Genomic DNA, 13,992 nt, shown 5'->3' on the forward strand with positions numbered 1-13,992 from the left:
CGGGCGAACACGAGGGAGAACGCGATGAGCACGCAGGACCACGACGACCAGGACGGGCCCGACGAGGTGACGTTCGGTTCGAACTGGACCGTCACCCCGCGCGTGGCCGCCGGCCTGCTCGGCATCGAGCACCGCCAGGTGCTGCGGCTCATCGACCACGGCGACCTCACGGTGCAGTACGAGGGCAGGGTCCGGCTCGTCGAGCTGGACTCCATCTTCGCCCTGCGCCGTGACCGCCCCCTCCCCCGTCGCCCGGCCGCCCACCCCGCAGACACCGACACAGACAAGGAGCACGGCCAGCATGACCACTGACGACCCGTGGGCGACCAGCACAGTCCCGACCCCCGCGACACCCCAGCAGGCGTACGAGGACGCCCTCGACGCCGCTGGATACGGCGCCGCCGCCCGCGCCCGGTACATCGCAGACGCCGCCGATCCCGAGTACGCCGAGTGCGAGTGGGACAACAACGTCATCCCGGCCGCCGAGGCCGCCGGCATCCTCCCCGAGCCGCCGCCGTACGAGCCGACCGTCGAGGAGCAGGTGCGCGAGTGGTGCAACCGCGCCGCGGCCCGGCAGTTCGACGCCGCCCACGGCGACCCGGCCCCCTGGGACCTCACCCAGCAGGACGTCGACACCATCAGGGCCGACACCGAGCGGCTCATCGTCGAGCGCGGCGAGGAGCTGGCCGCCTTCCTGCAGGCGAACCCACGGACCGGCGAGGAGCCGGTCGGAGCGTACGACGACCAGGTGTTCGCCCTGCTCGCCCAGGAGCCGACCGTCGTGGTCCTGTGCGGCTCCACCAGGTTCATGGAGGAGATGGCCCAGGCCAACGCCCAGGAGACCGCCGCCGGCCGCATCGTGCTCGCCCCCGGGTGCGACCTCAAGACGCCCCACTCGCTGTGGGCCGACCCGGCCGCCGTCGAGGCCCTCAAGCCCATGCTCGACGCCCTGCACCGGGCGAAGATCCGCATGGCCGACGAGGTGCTCGTCGTGGGGGACTACGTCGGCGACAGCACCCGCTCCGAGATCCAGTACGCCCGCCAGCTGGGCAAGACCATCCGCTACACCCACCCCGAGATCGAGGAGACCGCCGAATGACGCTGCAGGACACCGAGACGCTCGCCCCCGTCGAGCTGGAGGGCCTCACCGGCCTGCCCGGCCGCGAGGTCGAGGCCGACGCCGCGCACTGGCACCGGCACATGGCCGCCTGGCAGAAGGCCCACCCGGACGCGACCGAGGAAGCACGCCACGAGGAGGGCCTGCGACTGATCGCGCTGAACGACGTGCTGCGCCGCTACAACACCCTGCGGTACCGGCTCGTCGAGGAGCAGGTCGCCCGGAAGGCCCGCGACGAGGCCCTGCAGCTCGTCGAGACCCTGTGGCAGCGCCTCGGCGACCCGGGGGCGACGGGCAACTGGCTGCACACCCACCAGGCGTACGTGCGCGCCCTCGATGACGTCCGGATCACCGTCGACATGTGGCGCGAGCGGGCCGCGGCCTCCCGGCAAGTCGTGTTCATCACCGATGGCACCGGCTACCGCGATCAGGCGTACCGGCAGATCCTCGCGGCCGGCCACCCGGCCATCGAGCCGCCCACCGGCAACCCGGCGACCGAGGCCGAGCAGCTGCTCGCCAACCACGACCAGGCCGTCGAGCACCGCGGCCGCCTGCTCGCCCAGACCCTCGACCTGGTCACCCAGGCCGTCGCCCGCTGATCCCCTCACCAGAAAGAGACCTGATGACCGAGAACCTTGAGACCATCCGGTACACCGCCGATGTCGTCTGCCTGCGCGGCGACGACGTCCTGGTGATCCGACGCGGCTGGGAGCCGCACAAGGACGAGCTGGCCCTCCCCGGCGGACATGTCGACCGGGGAGAAACCTCCCGATTCGCCGCCGCGAGGGAGCTGGAGGAGGAAACCGGAATCCGTGTCGCCGCCGAGGACCTCGACCGGCTCGACGTCTACGACCGCCCCGACCGAGACCCGCGCGGCCGGTACGTGAGCGTCGCCTACGTCGTCAGGGTCCCCGAGGACACCGTCGCCCAGGCCGGAGACGACGCGACCGCCGTGCAGTGGGTCCCCCTGGCCGAGCCCGGCACCCTGGCGTTCGACCACGCCGAGATCCTGGCCGATGCCCGGCGCCACCTGCTCGCCGAGTCCGGCCGCCGCTGAGCTCACACGGAAGCGCCCGCCCCCGAGATGTTCGGGGGGCGGGCGCTTCGCTGTGTCGAGGAGTCAGGAGCCGTCCTCGGAGGGCCCCTTCATGGCCGCCCGGATACGGTGCTCGGTCCGTGTGAGGTACTGCAGGAGATCCCGCAGCACCCCCTCCGCAGCCCCCGGATCGTGCTGCAGGGCCGCAGCGAGGAGTCCACCCCCTATGCCGTCGTACACCGCCTGTTGGTCCTTGAGGAAGCCGTACAGTGCCTCGACCGCGCGGGTCCCGTCGTTCTCGACGATCTCCGCGTCCTCGATGCCGTCCTTCCCGGCGCCCCTCTTGCGCGCGGAGGGCACCGCCGGCGCCTCGGAGATGGTGAAGCCCCGATCCTCAGCAGCCTTCCGCAGCGCGGCCGCCGTCCGCTTCTTGCCCGACGCCTCGACGTCCCCGACGATCAGCTCCGCCTTGGTCTTCCCGGCCTCGGCGGGGCCGAGCTCCGCCACCGGCTCCATCAGCGGAGCCAGCACCTTGGCCTGCGATGCGTTGAACGGTTTGTCAGAAATTTCTGACAGTGGGGCGACCGCCAGCAGCCGGGCCGCATCGTCCACCAGCTCGTAGACGTGCCCGCGTGACAGGTGCAGCCGGTTGTCCGCGTACGTCTCCAGCGAGGTGAACTCCGGATCTTCCTTGTACAGGTCCTCCTCGATGAGGAGCCGCAAGGCAACGCCCGTTTCCACCGTCCAGCGCAGCTTGGACCAGGCGACGCTCTTGGAGCGGGTGGCTTCCGCCTCCATCAGCGCCGCCTCGACCGCCTTCAACCGCTCCTTGCGATCGACCGGCAGCTCCGCCGGGTCGAGCACCCGGGCGTTGTACGGACGCGGCTTGACCAGGTCGTTGGCGTACGACTCTTCGTCGTCATCGTCGGCGACGTCGAGCGCCGATCGGACCGTCCTCACGCTCACGCTGCCGCCTCCTTGCTGCCGAACAGGACTCCGGCGAGTTGGTCGAAGTCGCGGGCCGCCGAGTCCCTCGGCGCGTGGAGCCGGATCGGCTTTTCCTCCCCCACGGCCTCCTTGACCTTCACCGAGGGCCGCACGGGGGCAATCACGGCGTCAGGGAAGTCCGCTGCCAGCTGGATGGCGGTGTCCTTCATGACCCCCGACCGTGCCCACTCCGTCAGGATCAGCGCCAGGACGAACAGCTTGGGGTTGTACGCCTCCTGAACCTTCCTGATGGTGTTGTAGACGTCGCCGACGCCGAGCGCCTCCATCACCCCGGCCTCGGTCGGGATGATCACCTCATCCGCCGCGGCGAGGGCCGCCACGGTGAGCGTGCCCAGCGTCGGGCCGCAGTCCAACAGGTTCAGGTCGATGCCGAGAGAGCTGGACTGGATGCCCCGGGAGATGGCCAGCTCCCGGCCCACCAGGTCCGCGTCCTTCTCGACACCCGCGAGCTTCGCGCCGGCCGGGACGACGTACAGACCCTTGAAGCGCGTCGGGTAGGTGGCTTCGTCCAGGGTGCATGCCCCGTGGAAGACGTGCGTCAGGCTGCGCCGCCGCTTCGGCTCCAGGCCCTCCGGATAGATCGGCTTCAACCAGGCAGACAGGCCCGCTTTCTGCGGGTCCACCCCTATCACCCGGACCACCCAGTCCCGAGCCGCAGCAGCAGCCCCCAGCTCCGCTACGGTCGTCGTCTTCCCGACCCCGCCCTTCTGGTTAGCCACTGCGATAGTCCGCACGGTGGTCCCGGGTCGAAGCGCCCGGAACGAGGCCGGGACCCGCAGCTGAGCCCGCCACTTGGCCCACTCGATGGGCTCCGCCCAGTTGGCCACCGTGGGCAGATGCCAGGAGTAGCCCGCCAGTGGCGGGATGGGTACGGTCTGGGCTTGTGTGATTGACATAGCCCGCACGGTAGCGGGCGCACACGCACGCGCGGCCCGTCTCCAGCAGGAGCGGGCCGCGCGTTGTAGGGGGCAGGGAATCAACTTGCAGGTGGGAGCGCACGCCGGGCGCGAGGCCGCCGAGCAGGAGGACCGCCCGAACGGGTATACGTACCGGTCGACGCGTCGTCCCGCTCGACCGTCACGGTCGGCGCCCCGGCGAGCTGTACGTCCAGGACGACGCGGAGTCCGCCGCCGCGGTGCGAGAGCCGGGTCGGTTCGCTCGCCTGCAGGGCCGTGCACGCGTTCAGCAGCGGCAGCAGCACCGCCAGGACGTCCTCCCCGCGCTCGTTGTCGTCGGTCATCAGGCGTAGCTGAACCATCAGTTCACCCCTTCGCTCATGGCGCCGGCCCCGGCGGCCGCCGTCGCGTACTCGTGCGCGTAGTCGCGTCCCATGGACCGGAGGCAGTCGAGGACCGCACGGCAGTCCCCCGCCGCCCTGTGGCCGCCGTTGAGCGGTTGCCAGCGGTTGTTGCCGTGGTACTCCGACCAGTCGCCCACCCAGTCCGAGTACGGGGTCATGACGTCCTCGAACGTCATGGCGTCAAGCCAGGCCGCCGCCTGCTCCCGTGCCCAGGACAGCGACCGCTCCCGTACGTCCTCCGGCACGGTGCCCGTGCTCACCGTCTCCTCGGCCGCCTCCCGCGCGGCGCGGTCGAGGTAGTGGAGCGTCAGCTCGTGGCGCAGCCTGGCCACGTCGTACCATTTGTTGTAGATCAGGCACCGCTTGCCGTCGAGCAGCCCGGTGAGCTGCACGAGCACGTCCGAGAACGTCCGCGCCCCGGAGAGCGCCTCGGTCGTGATCCCGTGAATCGCCGCCGCATCGTCCGGCACGGGCACGCCCGGGTCGAGGAGCGTGTCGAGGAGGACCTCCCCGCGCGAGTTCAGCACGGCCAGCTCGACGATCCGCGCGTCTTCGTCGAGTCCCGTCGTTTCGGTGTCGAGCACCAGGACGTCGGAGTCGACGAGCGCGGCCGCGGCCCACCGCTTGCGCTCGTCGGCAGCCCGAGCCTCGGCCTCCCGCCGCTCCTTCTCCTCCCGCTCGTACCGGGTCTGGTTCTCCGCCTGGCGCCGCTCCTGCTCCGCGTCGTACGCCGTCTTGCACGGCGGGCACCGACGCGCCCAGCCGGGCCACCACATCGAATCCGGGAGGTCCGTGCGCTCCGGACGGAGCAGCCAGTCGTGCTCCTTGAGGTAGGCCCGCGCCGCCTTCTTGGACCCGCGCCGCTTCGTGCAGCCGTCGCCGGCGCACACCGTCACCTCGACGAGCCACGCCTCGACCCGCGTCCGCTTCTTCTCCAGCTGCTCCTGTCGGCACCCCGCGCACCGGCGGTGTTCCTTCGGGTACGGCCGCTCCCGGACCGTGCTGCAGCCCGCGCACGTCCGCGCCAGCAGCCGCTGCCGCTCCTTCTCCGCCCGCTCCCGGCAGGCCGAGCAGGGCCCGCGCAGGATCGCCTGGCGGACCTTCCCGCACTCCGGGCAGGTGCGCCGCGCCAGCATCTTGGCCTTGGTGGCCGAGGGCAACGGCCGCATCTTCTCCGCGGCCGCCGGGTCGTGCAGCGGCACGTCTCCGTAGTCGCGGGTACGGACGTACGCCAGCGGCGCCGCCTCCTGCTCCTCGGTCACGTTCAGCCGGTCCGCGACGAGTTGGGTCTTCGTCCGCAGGTACGGCGGTGCCTGGCCCCAGCTGTAGACGGGGACGCCGGCGGTGTGGTCCAGGGGCTTGCCCTTGGCGACCCGGGCCGGGTCCGCCTCGGTCCGGCTGGACGGGATCTGCTCCGTCGCCGTGGTGGTACTCACTCATGCCTCCCGAAAGAGCGTCGAGGGAATTGAAACCGTAGCAGTCATAAACCCCATTCCGCTACCGCTCAAACATTCCAGCCAAACGAGGGAACGGCGGAATTCGACCGCTATTACTACGCGCGCGCGAATGCGTTTATCTAAATGGAGATCCATTATTCAGAGCGTGACGCGATCACTCGTCTGCCGTAGCGGGTCCGTACCGGGCCAGGGCCTCCCGGACGATCCTGGGCACCGGGTACAGCAGCGCGGCCAGCTCGTCGCGCTTCTCCTTCTCCGTCTCGGTCAGTACGAGGCCGGCGCCGACCAGGCCGCGCTCGCGCAGCTCCTTGAGCGGCTTCTCCGACTTCCGCCACGCTGCCGTACGCAGCCTCTTGACCAGCGGTGACGGGAAGCTGTAGTTCCTCTGGGACATGGAGACGCCCAGGCTCGGCCCTGGCCAGCGGCCGGAGAGCGCGAGCTCCTCCTCCTCGGCCGAGGTGAGCGGCTGCCAAGGGCCGGCCAGGTCTGGCTCGTCCAGGCGCTGCTCGACCGCCGAGGCGACGACTGTCTCCAGGCCGGGCCACTCGGTGGGCCGCATCCGCGCCACGATGATCCGTGCTTGCCGCCGGGTATTTCCCTGGTTTACCAGAGCTTCCAAAGTGGCTTTCTGTTCCATGGCCTGCTGCTTTTTCAGCAGGTCCAATCGGCCCGCCTGATAGGCGTAGATCATCACGGTGACCGGGATTTTCTCCATAGGGATAGCTTAATGGAGATCCATTGATCAGCGGCGCGATGCCCGATTTTTCCCCTGGCTCGGCCCGGTTGTACGGCGCACGGGGTCGGCAGCTCCTCGGCCCGAGGGGCCTGCGGTGCCCCGCCGGGGCGGCCGGTCGACGTCGGCGGCCGCGGGTCCGCCGTGGCCTTGAAGAAGGGGAGGCGTGGTTGCGACCGGGGAGTGGTTGCTGTGGCCCCTGCAGCTGCTCGGCCGGGTGCGGGAGCGTCGGGGCGCGCTTTCGTGGGCCGAGGTCGAATCAGGTGGCCGGAGGGTTCTGCGCGTTGTCGTGTGCGGGGGCGGCCGCCGTGGTGGTGTGCCGCTGGCGCGGCCCGCCACCAGGAGCACGACGGGCATGGAGAAGCCCCCAGCCGGGTCGGGTGGACACCAGCTGGGGGCTTCCGTGTGCCCGTGCCCACGGGGGAGGGCGACGGGCAGTCCGTGGGGCCGCTCAGACCGAAGTCGCGGCGGGCAGAGCGGTGTTGAGCCGGTCGAGCCGTTCGTACAGCGCCCGGACCATGCGGGCCCGCTGCTGCACGCAGTGCACCGTGCCCGTCCGGGGGGACGACAGCCGCCGGTCGGCCTCCCGCAGGACGACCTCGGCCAGCTCCCGGACTTCACCGGGAACGGCCGGGTCGGCGGAGAGCCGGCGGACGTCGTCGGCGACGGCCCGGCCGTGCCCGGTGAGCTGGAGGGCGATCTGCAGGCAGTCGTCCCGCTCCACGTCGGCCATGTCCTCCCAGCCCAGCACCTCCTTGGCCAGCGCCATGTGCGGCTCGCGGTCGAGGGGGAGCTCCGCGCCGAGCAGCCCGTCCGGGTCGTACAGCACGGTGTACCCGCTCATGACACGGCCGCCGGGGCGACCACGGGCCTGTCGACCGTGGCCAGCGCGTCGTAGAGCGCCCGGGGCTGGACCCGGGCGGACATCAGGCCGAGGTTCGGGTCGCGTTCCTGATCACGCCACAGGGCCGGTACGTCGCGCGCCGGGCAGCTCAGCCAGTGCGCGGCGAACGAGCCCTCGGTGCCCGGCGCCGGCGTCAGGAGCCACGAGCCGAGGGAGAGCACCCGGACCCCGGGCGCGCCTTCCCACAGGTGCGCCCAGCCGTCCTCCACCACCACGATCAGCTCCTGGCGGGAGTGGTCGGCGAGCACCGACTGCCCGTCCTCGACCGGCAGGCCGAGGGCATCGAGCGCCGCCAGGCCGCGCTGCAGGGGCGAGATCACGACCGCGTCCCGGCCGTCGCCGCACGCGACGAACCGGGTCGAGCCTGTACCGGCTCCTCGAAGGCGGGCGAGGGTGTGGTCGTCAGGTACGTGCAGCGCCGCCCACGTTGGGGTGACGGGAGTCTGGGACTTGGCCATATCCGGACGGTAAGGGCGGTATACCGGGGAGAGACCACACGATGTGTGTGGGTCGTGCTTCACATCCGGGGACGCCCATGGACTCCTTCCAGTTCGGCCACCGAGTCAACTACTGGCGCACCCGCCGGCGCATGTCCCGCCAGGAGTTCGCCTACCTCATGGGCAAGTCGCTCCGGTGGGTCGAGGAGCTCGAAGGCGGGCGCCGCCAGGCCGACCCGCAGCTGTCCGTGATGCGGCTCGCCGCCTTACGCCTCGGCATCACGCTGGAGCGGCTGATCGCCGACGTCCTCGACACCGAGTGCGTCGAGGAGAGCGAGATCGACGCCGTACGCCGCGCCCTGCACCGGCACGACGTGATCACGGGCGCGACCGACGACTCGTCCGACGAGCCGCTCCCCGTCGAGCAGCTGCACCGCTCCCTCACGTACGCCCGCACAGGCTTCCAGGCCGGGCACTTCGCCCAGCTGGGCAGCGCGATCCCCGCCCTTCTCGTCGACGCGACCCGGGCCGCGCAGCACCACCGCGGCGACGACCGGCTCACCGCGTACGAGCTGCTCTCCCTCAGCCTGGAGTTGACCGAGGCCGCCGCCATCAAGTGGGGCGACACCGAGCTGGCACTCATCGCCGGTCACCGGGCCGTCGCCGCCGCCGAGCGCAGCGAGAACCCCGTCATCATGGCCAGCGCGGCCCGGCACCTCGGCGACGCGATGACCAACCACGGCCAGGCCGACGCCGCCGCCCAGTTCGTGCTCGCCTCGGCCCAGCGCCTGCAGGACGAGCTCCTGCGCACCGGCCCGGAGGGGTTCAGCGTGCTGGGGATGCTCTACCTCAAGGCCGCCATGGCGTCCGCGGCCGCCGCCGAGGCCGACGACCTCAACCCCGCCGCCCACGCCCGCCGGGTCCCCGACCACCTCGACCAGGCCGACGAGCACGCCGACCGCCTCGGCCGCGACGACAACCTCCTGTGGACGTCGTTCGGGCCGACCAACGTCAAGTGCTACCGGGTCGCCGCGCACGTCCAGCTCAGCGAAGGAGCGGACGCCATCGCGGCCGCGGCCGACATCCCGGCCCCGGCGTTCGCCAGCTTGCCCAAGGAGCGCCGGGCGCACCTGCTCGCCGACCGCGCCCTCGGCGAGCTGCAGGCCGGGAAGCGCGAGACAGCGGTCGAGACCCTGCTCGCCGCCGAGGAGCTGGCCCCCGAAGAGGTCCAGTGCCGGCCCCGCACGAAGACCACGGTCGAGAACCTCCGGCTGCTCGGCGCCGGGTCCGCCGAGGGCAGGTTGCGCAGTCTCGCTGATCGCTGTGGACTGCCCCGGTGACCACCCGAACCCTGTACCTGATCTCGTGCGCGGCCCCGCCCGCGCAACGCCTCGAAATCCCCATCCGCGCCGCCCAGCAGGCCGGTTGGGACGTCTGCACGATCCTGACGCCGTCCGCGTACCGGTGGGCGAGCGAGGACGCCGAGGGCGAGGTCGAGGCCCTCGAAGCCCTCACCGGGCACCCCGTCCGCCACCAGTACAAGCTCCCCAGCCAGGACGACGTGCTCCCCACGGCGGACGCGCTGCTCGTCGCCCCGCTCACCGCGAACACGGTGAACAAGTGGGCCGCGGGCATCAGCGACACCCTCGCGCTCGGCCTGATCACCGAGGGGATCGGGCTGCAGCTGCCCATCGTGGCGTTGCCGCACTGGAACAACGCCCAGGACGCGCACCCCGCCGTGGGCCGCAGCGTGCAGACCCTGCGCGACGCCGGCGTCACCGTCCTGCTCGGCGGCGAGGGGTTCGTCCCGCACCGCCCCAGGCACGGGAACCTCGACGCCTACCCGTGGCAGACCGCCATCGACGCCCTGCCACCAGCCGCCTGACCTGCCCGGACAACCGTCTCCCACAGGAGACACCCGACCCGAAAACTCCATGCACATGGGGGAAAGCTCAGGTCAGGGAAGACGCGGGCTCCGCCCACACCCGGCCCTCCTCGGAGGGGGTGGGGGCACGGTGGCGATCTTGCGGTGAGTGGGTGGCAGGGGTGGGGGCGGGTCGCGGTGCGGCCCCCTCCTCGACCAGGCACCCGAGGGGAGGCCAGCCCGCGCCGGGCCGCAAGGTCGTACGTCCTCGCTTCGCTCCGGGCGCTCCACCTTGCCCCCCGACACGCTCTGACCTGCGCAAGCGCTGCCCGATCGAGGAGGGAACCACCCCGCTCACGGAGTCCCGTACGGCGGGCGCCGCCGAGGGCGCGGACCGCCCGGCGAAGTCGACGGACCCGGCCCCGGGCCAGCGGATACGGTGCGTAGGTGCAGATCAACGGGGCGCAAGATCGACCGGGGACCGCGCTGCTACTGGCGGCCGCGCCCACCGGCAAGGGCAAGCTGACCGACGCGGGCAGCGTCATTCCGGTGCTCGCCGCCGTGCCGCCGGCCGCGCTCGCGGGCACCGCGGCCGCCACGCTCATCGAGCTGGCGGACCCCACCGACCCGCAGGCCGTCCTTACTCGAGTACGGGGTGCCGCCGCGACCGAGGGGCCGCTCACCGTCGTGCTCGTCGGCCAGCTGCAGCTCGACCGCAAGCAACGGGGCGTGCACCTGGCGCTCGCCCGCACCACGCCCTCGACGATCCGCTACACCGCCCTGCCGTGGTCCTGGCTCGTCTCGGAGCTCCGGCAGCGCCGCCCGGACACGACGACCCTCTACGTCGACCTGGTCGCCGACGCCGAGGTCTGGCAGCTGCTCGACGAGGAGCCGCTCGACCTCCCCGGCGGAGCCCGCGCGTACGGGGTCATCGTCCCGCCGCCCGGCCGCCGGCGGATAGCTCACCCCGCCTACACCCACGCCCTGGCCCAGATCCTGCGCACCGGTGAGCGCCTGACCCCGGATCAGCTGCACCACGCGGCTCTCCGCCGCGCCGCCGTTGCCGAGGGCGCGCTCGTCCTCGGCCCCGAGCGCCCCACGGCCCCGGTGAACACCCAGCTCCCGCCCGCGCGTACGGCCCCCGAGGCCCCGGCGCCCCTCCCGGCCGCCACGCCGCCGCAGGCCCCGGCCCCGGTGGCGCCCGTTGCCCCGGGCCCGGTGTACGCCCAGGCCCCGCAGCCCGCCGCACAGCCGCAGCCGATCGGCGCCCCGGCGTTCCAGGCGCCCACGTTCACCCCGCCCACGTTCCAGCCGCCCGTGTTCGCCCAGCGCGCCGCCACCCAGGACGCCCCCGCCGTACGACAGGCCCAGCCGCAGCAGCAGGCCGCCCCGGCCCCGGTGCCGGCCGCCGCACCGCAGCAGCTCCCGCCGCCGCCGAGGACGCAGCAGCGCACCGTCTCACCGGTCTACGAGCCGAGCGCCGCCGTGGTGCCCGTCGAGCAGGACCCGCACGAGCAGATCACCGCCCTGTCGCAGGCCGGCCGCCACCAGGAGGCCGTCGCCATGGCGGCCGCCGCCGAACAGCGCGTCGCGCAGACCCTCGGCGCCGACACGTTCGCCGCCGTCCACTGGATCGAGGTCCGCGCCTACCTGCACTCCGTCGCCCAGGACCCGTACGCCTCCTGCCAGTTGTGGCTCCAGGCGGCGCAGACCCGCCTCGACACGCTGCAGCAAGCTCCCGACGCCCACGACGTTGAGACCGCCGTCGACCGCGCCCATCACTTGTGGGACCGCATCCGCGACGCCGCCCAGGCCCGCAGCCTGGCCCCGCAGCTCGTCGCCCTGCGCCGCCGGGTCCCCGGCCGTCAACGTGGCGCCCTCGATGCCGTCCAGAAGAAGGTCGAGCGGCTCAACAGCCTGCCCGCCTGACGGGCCGAGGCCCTGAACTGCGTCCCGGTGCCCGGGAAACCACGGAAGTAATCACCCGTCACAAAAGATTTTCGGCGCAACACGCCAAACGCGCTATGTACATGAATCCTCGGCATGGCATGATCTGGATCATGGCCAGAACCTACGGAAGTCGAGACACGCGAGAGCGGACGTACGAGCCGCCGACGCCTGTTGCTGCGTCCAAGGGTCTTGTCCGTCTCTCCCCGCTCGTTCCCCCGGAAGTCCACGCCACGGCGTTCTCGAACGCCAAGGCCATGGGGGTGTCGATGGGGAAGTACGTAGCCGAGCTGATCCGCAGGGACCAGGTCGACGAGAACGGCGTCCCGCTGTGGGCGCGAGAGCTCAAGGACGCGGAGGAGGCCGCCGGACAGGCGCCCTTACCGCTCCCGGAGCAGAGCTAGACCGTAAGACTCCGGGCACGCCAAGAAGCCCCTGGTTTGTAACCAGAGGCTGGCGTGCTCGGCGGACCTCAGAGCAACGGCGACCAAACCCGCTCTGAACGTCCTTCGCAAAACCGTCAGGCGACCGACCAAGCCGTCTGACAGACCACCGTCCAGACCCGCCCCGCCGCCGGATTACCAGTCCAGCGACACGCAGACCCAAGGAGGTGCACCACCCCAGAGACCCAAGATCCGGGCCCGCCCTTCGGCGTAGGCCCTTCAGCAGCTACAGGTCCCCCTCGCGGGGGGCCCGGCTCTTTGTTGTCTTGTGACCCCATGAGGAGGTACGGCCATCGTAGCGGACAGCCGCAGCGCTGGCAGCGGAGCACGACGTGTCGAGGACGTTTCACCGAACCGACAAGTCGACTCCAGCCCGGCGCAAGCCGACACACCGGACAGAGGTCCGCCGGTCTGATCCAGACCCCACGTCGCAGCAGTCCAGCAGGACGCGCACCAGTGGATGGGTGAGGGCCCGCGATGTAGGCCCCGGAGGGAAGCGCCTCCGTATCAACGCTTCCGAGTTGCCCCCGCCCTGACGAGTCTGGGGGAGTCCGGTGGTCCGACCGAGTAGCGACCGGGAGGACTGAGTCAGCGGAATGACCGGCAACCGCGTAGTTAAAGGCCGGCCCCGGGTTCATCCACCGGGAGGTAGAGAAGGCCCGCGCCGCAAGGCGTGGGAGAAGGAAGCGAGTGGACGTCCGACCGATCTCAAGGCGGACCCGTGTCGGTGCGGCAGCCATGCCGCGGGGAGTACAGCGACCTCCCCCCGAGGCGTCCACATATCCCGGTCCCGGGGCGCAGGAGCAAATGCCTGCAATGCCCGGCTGGTTGCGATGCCCTCGATAGGGCGTACCGAAGACGTACGCACTTGAGCTTGCAAACGGCCCCCTCCTTGTGAGAACGGCAGAGCCCGAGCTTTGTCGTTTTTACAAGGGGGGGGCTAGAAGTCCACCCCGCTCCTGGGCACCCGAAGGGTGGCGGGGGGGACAAAGAGAACAGCAGCGCTTCGCGCTTCCAAGCCTTTAGCCCCGGCCGCAGGCCGGGAAAAGGAACGCGCGAAGCTCCTTATCCCGCGCTGTGAGGCCCGATCAGGCCCAGTCCCACCGGAGATGTGGTTGACCCAGAAAGAGAGCCTGATCGGGCCTCACAGCTTGTTCTGCCTGAGCGAAGCGAAGTCCATTAGGCCCGAACAGACGTTCCCTCTTGGATCAGTCGGCCAACTCTCCCCACCCACCCCCGGACCTCAGCCGACCACCCAGGAACTTGATCCCTTCCCTTCATCCCCACCAGGCTGATTCCCTTGCCTCAGAGACAAGTTGGAGGAGCCACCCATGCCCGTGAAGGACGCGTGCCAGAACTGCGGGGCGCCCCAGCAGCAGAAGGACCGGCATGGAGCGTGCAGCAGCTGCGGAGCCCGCTGGACGCGATGAGCAGCAGGACCACGCCGGTACGGTGAACGGATGCCCGGAACCACCAGGTCACCGGCACAACGGAGGGGAGCAGGCCATGACGCTGGCCGTACGGATGAGCCCGGAGGTCGAGCAGGCCCTCGGACCGCAGATGGCCGTGCAGGCCCGCGGCATCACCGAGGGCACGTGCATCGAGTGCCAGCAGCCTCTCGACGCCGGGCCGGTCAACGTGGTGCTGGGCAGGGGGCCCGTGGGCGCCGGCGGCATCTGGTTCGTGCACGACCGCTGTGCGCCGTCGCGGATCATCGAGCTGAACGCCGAGGCCGAGGCCGCGCTC

The 13,992-nt window shown here is 71.3% G+C and carries 15 protein-coding genes and 1 pseudogene; 9 read left to right on the forward strand and 7 right to left on the reverse strand.

Annotated elements, in window-relative coordinates:
• Positions 1-24 precede the first annotated feature (24 nt).
• The 4 genes from ACFVXC_RS41540 (at position 25) to ACFVXC_RS41555 (ending at position 2,174) form a co-directional block, all read left to right on the forward strand.
• On the forward strand, positions 25-312 hold the full coding sequence (locus ACFVXC_RS41540; RefSeq protein WP_389916898.1) for a hypothetical protein: 288 nt from the start codon (positions 25-27) through the stop codon (positions 310-312).
• Between the two features lie 436 nt (positions 313-748).
• Positions 749-1,099, forward strand: a complete 351-nt coding sequence (locus ACFVXC_RS41545) for a hypothetical protein (RefSeq protein ID WP_389916924.1) — start codon at positions 749-751, stop codon at positions 1,097-1,099.
• Positions 1,096-1,716 carry a hypothetical protein gene (locus tag ACFVXC_RS41550; RefSeq protein ID WP_389916900.1) on the forward strand — a complete coding sequence of 207 codons (621 nt, stop codon included), beginning with the start codon at positions 1,096-1,098 and terminating at the stop codon, positions 1,714-1,716. Before ACFVXC_RS41545 ends, ACFVXC_RS41550 begins: the two co-directional genes overlap by 4 nt.
• A gap of 23 nt (positions 1,717-1,739) precedes the next feature.
• Positions 1,740-2,174: an NUDIX domain-containing protein gene (locus ACFVXC_RS41555; RefSeq protein ID WP_389916902.1), complete on the forward strand. Its 435-nt coding sequence runs from the start codon at positions 1,740-1,742 to the stop codon at positions 2,172-2,174.
• A 63-nt stretch (positions 2,175-2,237) separates the two neighbouring features.
• On the opposite strand, the gene ACFVXC_RS41560 is transcribed toward ACFVXC_RS41555, so the two are convergent.
• From ACFVXC_RS41560 to ACFVXC_RS41590, 7 genes are all read right to left on the reverse strand, one after another.
• Positions 2,238-3,119 carry a hypothetical protein gene (locus ACFVXC_RS41560; RefSeq protein ID WP_389916904.1) on the reverse strand — a complete coding sequence of 294 codons (882 nt, stop codon included), beginning with the start codon at positions 3,117-3,119 and terminating at the stop codon, positions 2,238-2,240.
• Positions 3,116-4,057 carry a ParA family protein gene (locus ACFVXC_RS41565; protein ID WP_389916905.1) on the reverse strand — a complete coding sequence of 314 codons (942 nt, stop codon included), beginning with the start codon at positions 4,055-4,057 and terminating at the stop codon, positions 3,116-3,118. Before ACFVXC_RS41565 ends, ACFVXC_RS41560 begins: the two co-directional genes overlap by 4 nt.
• 80 nt (positions 4,058-4,137) lie before the next feature.
• A complete protein-coding gene (locus tag ACFVXC_RS41570; RefSeq protein ID WP_389916907.1) occupies positions 4,138-4,419 on the reverse strand; it encodes a hypothetical protein in 282 nt (93 codons plus the stop codon).
• Positions 4,419-5,897, reverse strand: a complete 1,479-nt coding sequence (locus ACFVXC_RS41575; RefSeq protein ID WP_389916909.1) for an exonuclease domain-containing protein — start codon at positions 5,895-5,897, stop codon at positions 4,419-4,421. The genes ACFVXC_RS41570 and ACFVXC_RS41575 overlap by 1 nt, the downstream gene beginning before the upstream one ends.
• Positions 5,898-6,072: 175 nt before the next feature.
• On the reverse strand, positions 6,073-6,633 hold the full coding sequence (locus ACFVXC_RS41580) for a hypothetical protein (RefSeq protein ID WP_389916911.1): 561 nt from the start codon (positions 6,631-6,633) through the stop codon (positions 6,073-6,075).
• Between the two features lie 469 nt (positions 6,634-7,102).
• Positions 7,103-7,495, reverse strand: coding sequence for a restriction endonuclease (locus ACFVXC_RS41585; RefSeq protein WP_389916913.1), 393 nt, complete (start codon positions 7,493-7,495; stop codon positions 7,103-7,105).
• On the reverse strand, positions 7,492-8,013 hold the full coding sequence (locus ACFVXC_RS41590; protein ID WP_389916915.1) for a hypothetical protein: 522 nt from the start codon (positions 8,011-8,013) through the stop codon (positions 7,492-7,494). The genes ACFVXC_RS41585 and ACFVXC_RS41590 overlap by 4 nt, the downstream gene beginning before the upstream one ends.
• A gap of 77 nt (positions 8,014-8,090) precedes the next feature.
• Here ACFVXC_RS41590 and ACFVXC_RS41595 point away from each other — a divergent pair, with 77 nt between their 5' ends.
• From ACFVXC_RS41595 to ACFVXC_RS41615, 5 genes and pseudogenes are all read left to right on the forward strand, one after another.
• Complete coding sequence (locus ACFVXC_RS41595) at positions 8,091-9,332, forward strand: helix-turn-helix domain-containing protein (RefSeq protein ID WP_389916916.1); 1,242 nt, start codon at positions 8,091-8,093, stop codon at positions 9,330-9,332.
• Positions 9,329-9,877 carry a flavoprotein gene (locus ACFVXC_RS41600; RefSeq protein ID WP_389916918.1) on the forward strand — a complete coding sequence of 183 codons (549 nt, stop codon included), beginning with the start codon at positions 9,329-9,331 and terminating at the stop codon, positions 9,875-9,877. Before ACFVXC_RS41595 ends, ACFVXC_RS41600 begins: the two co-directional genes overlap by 4 nt.
• Before the next feature lie 426 nt (positions 9,878-10,303).
• Positions 10,304-11,785 (forward strand): hypothetical protein, encoded by a 1,482-nt coding sequence (locus tag ACFVXC_RS41605; protein ID WP_389916920.1) that lies wholly within the window; start codon positions 10,304-10,306, stop codon positions 11,783-11,785.
• Between the two features lie 131 nt (positions 11,786-11,916).
• Positions 11,917-12,207: a hypothetical protein gene (locus ACFVXC_RS41610; RefSeq protein ID WP_389916922.1), complete on the forward strand. Its 291-nt coding sequence runs from the start codon at positions 11,917-11,919 to the stop codon at positions 12,205-12,207.
• 1,545 nt (positions 12,208-13,752) lie between these two features.
• Positions 13,753-13,992, forward strand: a pseudogene (locus ACFVXC_RS41615) (hypothetical protein); the annotation flags it as partial.

This window comes from Streptomyces sp. NPDC058257, from assembly GCF_042881845.1.
Taxonomy (GTDB): Bacteria; Actinomycetota; Actinomycetes; order Streptomycetales; family Streptomycetaceae; genus Streptomyces.

Bases quoted from the DNA above. Each gene is read 5' to 3' on its own strand.
- ACFVXC_RS41540 (WP_389916898.1), top strand. From the start codon at position 25: ATGAGCACGCAGGACCACGACGACCAGGACGGGCCCGACGAGGTGACG.
- ACFVXC_RS41550 (WP_389916900.1), top strand. From the start codon at position 1,096: ATGACGCTGCAGGACACCGAGACGCTCGCCCCCGTCGAGCTGGAGGGC.
- ACFVXC_RS41555 (WP_389916902.1), top strand. From the start codon at position 1,740: ATGACCGAGAACCTTGAGACCATCCGGTACACCGCCGATGTCGTCTGC.
- ACFVXC_RS41565 (WP_389916905.1), bottom strand. From the start codon at position 4,057: ATGTCAATCACACAAGCCCAGACCGTACCCATCCCGCCACTGGCGGGC.
- ACFVXC_RS41570 (WP_389916907.1), bottom strand. From the start codon at position 4,419: ATGGTTCAGCTACGCCTGATGACCGACGACAACGAGCGCGGGGAGGAC.
- ACFVXC_RS41580 (WP_389916911.1), bottom strand. From the start codon at position 6,633: ATGGAGAAAATCCCGGTCACCGTGATGATCTACGCCTATCAGGCGGGC.
- ACFVXC_RS41585 (WP_389916913.1), bottom strand. From the start codon at position 7,495: ATGAGCGGGTACACCGTGCTGTACGACCCGGACGGGCTGCTCGGCGCG.
- ACFVXC_RS41590 (WP_389916915.1), bottom strand. From the start codon at position 8,013: ATGGCCAAGTCCCAGACTCCCGTCACCCCAACGTGGGCGGCGCTGCAC.
- ACFVXC_RS41595 (WP_389916916.1), top strand. From the start codon at position 8,091: ATGGACTCCTTCCAGTTCGGCCACCGAGTCAACTACTGGCGCACCCGC.
- ACFVXC_RS41610 (WP_389916922.1), top strand. From the start codon at position 11,917: ATGGCCAGAACCTACGGAAGTCGAGACACGCGAGAGCGGACGTACGAG.